This window comes from Phaeovulum sp. (assembly GCF_041596715.1).
Lineage (GTDB): Bacteria > Pseudomonadota > Alphaproteobacteria > Rhodobacterales > Rhodobacteraceae > UBA6213.
On the sequence record NZ_JBFHIA010000201.1, the window covers coordinates 1 to 5,587 of the forward strand.

The following is a 5,587-nucleotide window of genomic DNA, read 5'->3' on the forward strand; positions in this document are numbered from 1 at the left end:
AAAAAATCCGAAGTCGAGGATTTCGTTCGCAATTTGCGAGCCGGAAATCTGCCTGAGAACCATCTTAATATTCATGTAACGCACCCTGAAGGCATGCCACTTTATAGATGAATAGTGGCCCCTCCGGTGCAAACGGGAGACTGAGAAATGGGTAACTCAAGACATCCTAACTTCATGTTCGGGCATCCGCACCATCCTAACCAGAATCAGGAACAGGATCAGGATCAGGACCAGCTGCAAGCGCAACTTCAAGCGCAGGCCCAAGGTCAGCTTCAGGGTCAAGGTCAGGTGCAACACAGCACCAGCGACAATGACAACACCAATACCAATGGCAACGGCAATGGTAACGGCAACCTGAACGGCAACGCCAACGGCAACCTGAACGGCAACGCCAACCTCAACTACAACGCCAACACGGCGAACAACGGCGCTGACAACAAGGCCACGAACATGGCCTCGAACAAGGCCACGAACGAGTCCAACACCACCGTCGACACCAACGTTACAACCAACGTTTCGGTCGGGCTCGATGGTTGGGAACCCAGCGATGACGATTTTGCTGACATCGATCTGAGCAAGAGCAAAACCGGTGACATCTTCATCGTGGGCAAGGGCAGCAGCATGGCCTATGACCCCGGCAACGACCAGTCGTTGAAGAACATTCTCGACAACGCGTTGACTGGCGCTGGCAATGACACTGCCAATGTCATCGGGCAAACCGGCAATATCGTCGACAACGACTACCTCAAAGACGTTAAGCTGGAAAACGACGACAAGTTTGATGTCCATATCAAGTCCGATGGCGGCAAAGCCGAAACCGGTGATGGCATCAACTCTGGCAGCGAAGCTGGCCGGGGCGGCTCGGGCGCGGATGCGGGCGGCGATGATGGCGGTCATGCCGTGTCGCTTGGCGGGTTCGCAGTAGCCGGTGGCGGCGATAGCGGCAAAGCTGAAGCCGACAAGGCTGATGGCGGCGACGCTGGTGGTAATGCTGCTGCACTTGGTGTCGGTCTTGGCGTTGGCCTTGGCGATGGCGGCAAGGGCGGCGACGCTGATGGCGGCGATGTCAACGATGGTGGCGATGGCGGCTCGAACGTCGATCTCGCGCTTCTCGACTTGTCACTGTTGGATATGAATCGTGCCGGTAACGGCGGCGATGCCGAGGGTGGCAAAGGCGGCGATGCCGATGGTGGCGGTGGCTACGGTGCGGGCCTTGGTGCCGGCTGGGGCGGTGCCACTGGTGGTAACAACAACGACGGTGGCTACGGCTACTCTGGCGCGCAAAGCGGCGATGCTTACGGCGGTCACGCCTGGGGTGGGCTTGCTTCTGCGCAAGGTGGTGCCGGTGGTGCCGGTGGCACAGCCACAACCGGAAACGGCGGCAACGCCGGGTACGCCGGGCAGTGGGGTTCGCAAAACGGTGATGACGGGTATGTCACCGGTCAGGCCATGGCCTCGGCAGACTCGATCGTTGATGTCACTGCGTTCAACATGAACATCGTGCTTGGCGCCAATATCGTGGGCAACCAAGTCGATATGACCGTTGTTGGCGGTAACCTCAACTCGACGCTGATTGGCGGCGACGACGACGGTACTGCCTGATCCGCAGTTTATAAGAGTGTTCTGCGCGGGGTAATCCCGCGCAGACTTTTCTGGGGCAGGCGGCGAGTCGATCGCTGCAGCCGGGAGACAGAAAATGTTCCGCGACGCTGCCAACGAAATCATCACTCATTTCATAGGCTTGTTCGAGTTGGGCACCGAAGCTGCTCGACTGCGGCTGGCGCATGAAGAGTTCACTTATCGCAAGGCGCTGCAAGACACCCCGACTGACCTCATGCTGGTCAAGGTCGTCGTCAGCGCGCCTTTCGATCCACAAGAACTGCCGCATTCGCTGCGCTATGCGCCCTCGGGGCAAGAGTCCGTCGCACCGCTCGACTACTTCCCGCTGCATTATGGGCCGCTGACGCCAGTATATCTGTACATGCCGATGTTTTCGCCCCGGTGGGATGCGCCGCTTCCGCTGCCGCCAGGGCCGGATATGAACTATATCATCCAGATCGAACCGCCCTCGTCGCTGGTCGCCATTCTGTACCAAAGCGGGCGCATCATCGATCTTGATGTGATGAACGGCGAAGATTTCGGCGCGCCGTTGGTGCCGTTTGAACATCTGAATTACCAACTCGCCGAACTGATCCTCGATGCAGGGGCAACCCAAATCTTTCCTACCCTCGAGCTTCCTGCCGACGAGGCAGCACTGCACACGATAGCGAGCGACCTATTCGATGCCGCCCAACAGGCGGAACTGCCCGACGCTGGCTCCGCAGGTAGCGCGGCAATGTTCCGCGGGCCCGAGGTGTCGGGCTTGCATGAAAATGGCGTATCGGTCGAAGAGCTCGCAAAACTCGACGATGCAATGCCCGCGCTGCTTGCCACGCCGGAAGACGAGGCCAGCGAAGATCCGATCGAAGGTGTTTACGATGTGTCGACCGGCGGGAACACGCTGGTCAACGAAGTCGCCCTTGGCAGCAGTTGGCTTGTATCGCCCGTCATGGCGGTTGGCGGCGACGCGATTTCGCTTGCCGCGATTACCCAAACCAACATCTGGAACGACGCCGACCAGATCTTTGGCGTGGGCGGCATGACCCATAGAATCGACGCTGCTGCGACCCAAGCCATGAACCTTGCCTCTGTCACGCTGGTTACGACGACCGACCCCGAGGCGAGCGTGGTTTCAGCATCTGGCCAGCTGCCATCGTCATGGGTCGTCACACGCATTGACGGCAACCAGATCAATTTCAACTGGGTGCAGCAAAGCAACTTCATGCTCGATCATGACATCGCCAGCATTACCCTGCAGGGCCGATCCAGCTTTATCGAGTTTGGCGGCAACATGACGCTGAACTCGGCGCTGTTTACCGAAATGGGCTTTGGCTACGATCTGATCGTCGTTGGCGGCAACCTTATCAACGTATCGGTCATCCAGCAGACGAACATCATGTTCGATGGCGATATCGTCTACCTCAACGATAGTTTCGGCGGTGCGTTATCGACGGGCGAAAACCTGCTTTGGAACTATGCCAGCATCCACGCCGTGGGTGCCAAGGCCTATCAACCTGTCACGAGCGATTACCAGAAAGCGCTCGATCAACTGAGCAATGGCAACGATGACCCGGTTTCCGGGGTGCTGTCTGACAGCCTCTTCGCCGGTCTTGGTGCCCTTCGCGTGCTCTACATCGAGGGCGATCTGATCAATCTGCAATATATCGAGCAAATCAATGTGCTCGGAGATGCAGATCAAGTTGCCTTCATGGCAAACGAGACCCTTGCGCTGGCCGGTGAGGGTGCAACCCTGACCACCGGTTCCAATGCGCTGATCAATGTCGCCTCGATCGCAGAATATGGCGTCGATGCACAAATCTATCTCGGGGGCGACCTCTATTCCGATGCGCTGCTGGTGCAGGCCGAACTCATTTCAGACGATGTGATCGTTGCGGGCGACCCTGCACATTCACCGCTGGCTAGCGAAGCGGTGGTGTTTCTGGCCGATGGTTTTCTTTCCGAAGACGAGGTCCCGGAGTATTTCGGCGGCTCGACCGCTGCCGCAGATGGTCCGCCGTCAGACCCGATGCAATCCATGTTGAGCTGAACTGTCCGGCCCTGAAGGAGCAGCCAGTTGAAAGACTTTGACACAGAACACGGTTCCCAGCGGCAGCCGAAAGACCCGAGTGATCCTTTGTCGAAAGGTTCAAAGGCAGCTGCGGCGTTTGTATTGAAACCCGAGGCGCGCGTTGATGCGCGCAGCGCCGAAACCGCAAAGACCCCGGAACCGGCAGAGGCGCAGCCCACAGCCCGGCTTGGTGAAACCATCGAGGGGAAAGCGGGTTTCGAGCCGTCTTCGCCCACGCCCGACAAGCCCACGCCCGCAAACCCCGGCAGCGGTGGCGGTGGCAAGCGCAATGGCGGCGACGGCAAGTTTCACAAGCGGCTTGGCCCAGTCAATTTTGCCAAAAGCCTCAAGGACGGCGTCAAGACGGTTCGGCGCAATATGATAACCGTGATGCTGTTCACCTTCGTGACCAATGCGCTGATATTGGCGATCCCGGTCTATCTGTTCCAGATTTCGGACAGGGTGCTGACGAGCCGCTCGGTTGATACCCTGATCATGCTGACCGCGGTTATCGTCGGCGCTGTGTTGATGCAGGCGATCTTTGACGCGCTCCGCCGCTTTGTTCTAATGCGCACCGCGGTCGAGGTGGCGACCCATCTGGGTGCCCCCGTCCTCAGTGCTGCGGCGCGCGCATCGCTGCACGGGTCGGGGCGCGAGTATCAGACATTGGGCGATCTGCAACAACTGCGGTCGTTTCTGGTGTCTGGCACGCTGCTTTCGTTTCTCGACGTTCCCTTTGCACCGCTTTTCATCGCTGCAATCTTTCTGGTGCATCCGCATCTGGGCTATATCGTTGTCGTGACGGCGCTGATCTTGCTGGTGATTACGATGATCAACCAGCGCGCCACCGCATCATCTTTTGCCGAGGCAAATTTTCACCAGAGCAGGGCCAACCTGCATCTGGATTCGATGGCGCGTAACTCTCAGATCATCAATGCGCTGGCGATGATCCCCGAAGCCGTCTCGATCTGGGGGCGCGATACCGCGGCATCGCTCAAGGCGCAGGTGCGCGCGCAAGATCGCAACATCGTTTCATCTGCGGCGTCGCGCTCGGTTCGGTTGCTGACGCAGGTCGGTTTGCTGGGCTGGGGCGCATTTCTCGCGCTTCAGGGGCAGTTGAGCGGCGGCATGGTGATTGCGGCCTCGATCATCGCAGGCCGCGCACTGGCACCGATCGAGGGTTCGATCGAAGGCTGGAACAGCTTTATTCTGGCGCGTGCCTCTTACGACCGTGTTGTCGGGCTGCTCAGATCATCGCCGCTCAATATGGACCGGCTTCAGCTTCCGCGCCCCGAAGGCCGGCTCAATGTCGATCGGTTGCTCTATGTTCCGGCGGGCACCAAGCAGGTCATTCTCAACAGCATCTCGTTCTCGCTTGCTCCGGGTGAATCGCTCGCGGTGATTGGCAACTCTGGCGCAGGCAAGACCACGCTCGGCAAGATGCTGGTCGGCTCGATCCTGCCGACTTCTGGTAGCGTCAGCCTCGATCTGATGGACCTGCGCAACTGGGACCCGCGCCAGTTGGGCGAGAATATCGGCTACCTGCCGCAAGACGTGCAGCTTTTCCCGGGCACCATCAAAGACAATATCGGGCGTATGCGCGCCGATGCCACCGACGAGCAAATCTATGAAGCCGCGGTGCTTGCCGATGTGCACGATCTGATCGCCGCTTTCCCGCAAGGCTATGAAACCATGGTTGCCTCCGATGGCTCGCCGCTTTCGGGCGGGCAAAAACAGCGCATCGCGTTGGCACGTGCGTTCTTCGGTGGGCCGCGTCTGGTGGTGCTCGACGAGCCGAACTCAAACCTCGATAGCTCGGGGGATCAGGCACTGGCCCGCGCCATGGCACATGCCAAGCAACAAGGCACGACGGTGGTGGTGATTACCCAGAAATCGGCGCTGCTGGGCTCGGTGGACAAG

The 5,587-nt window shown here is 59.1% G+C and carries 3 protein-coding genes; all 3 read left to right on the plus strand.

Features of this window, described 5'->3' with window-relative positions:
• The first annotated feature begins 147 nt into the window (after positions 1-147).
• Positions 148-1,602, plus strand: coding sequence for a hypothetical protein (locus ABY403_RS12675; RefSeq protein ID WP_372841188.1), 1,455 nt, complete (start codon positions 148-150; stop codon positions 1,600-1,602).
• A 94-nt stretch (positions 1,603-1,696) separates the two neighbouring features.
• Positions 1,697-3,646 (plus strand): hypothetical protein, encoded by a 1,950-nt coding sequence (locus ABY403_RS12680; RefSeq protein WP_372841189.1) that lies wholly within the window; start codon positions 1,697-1,699, stop codon positions 3,644-3,646.
• A gap of 27 nt (positions 3,647-3,673) precedes the next feature.
• On the plus strand, positions 3,674-5,587 hold a 1,914-nt coding region (locus ABY403_RS12685), incomplete at its 3' end, for a type I secretion system permease/ATPase (protein ID WP_372841190.1).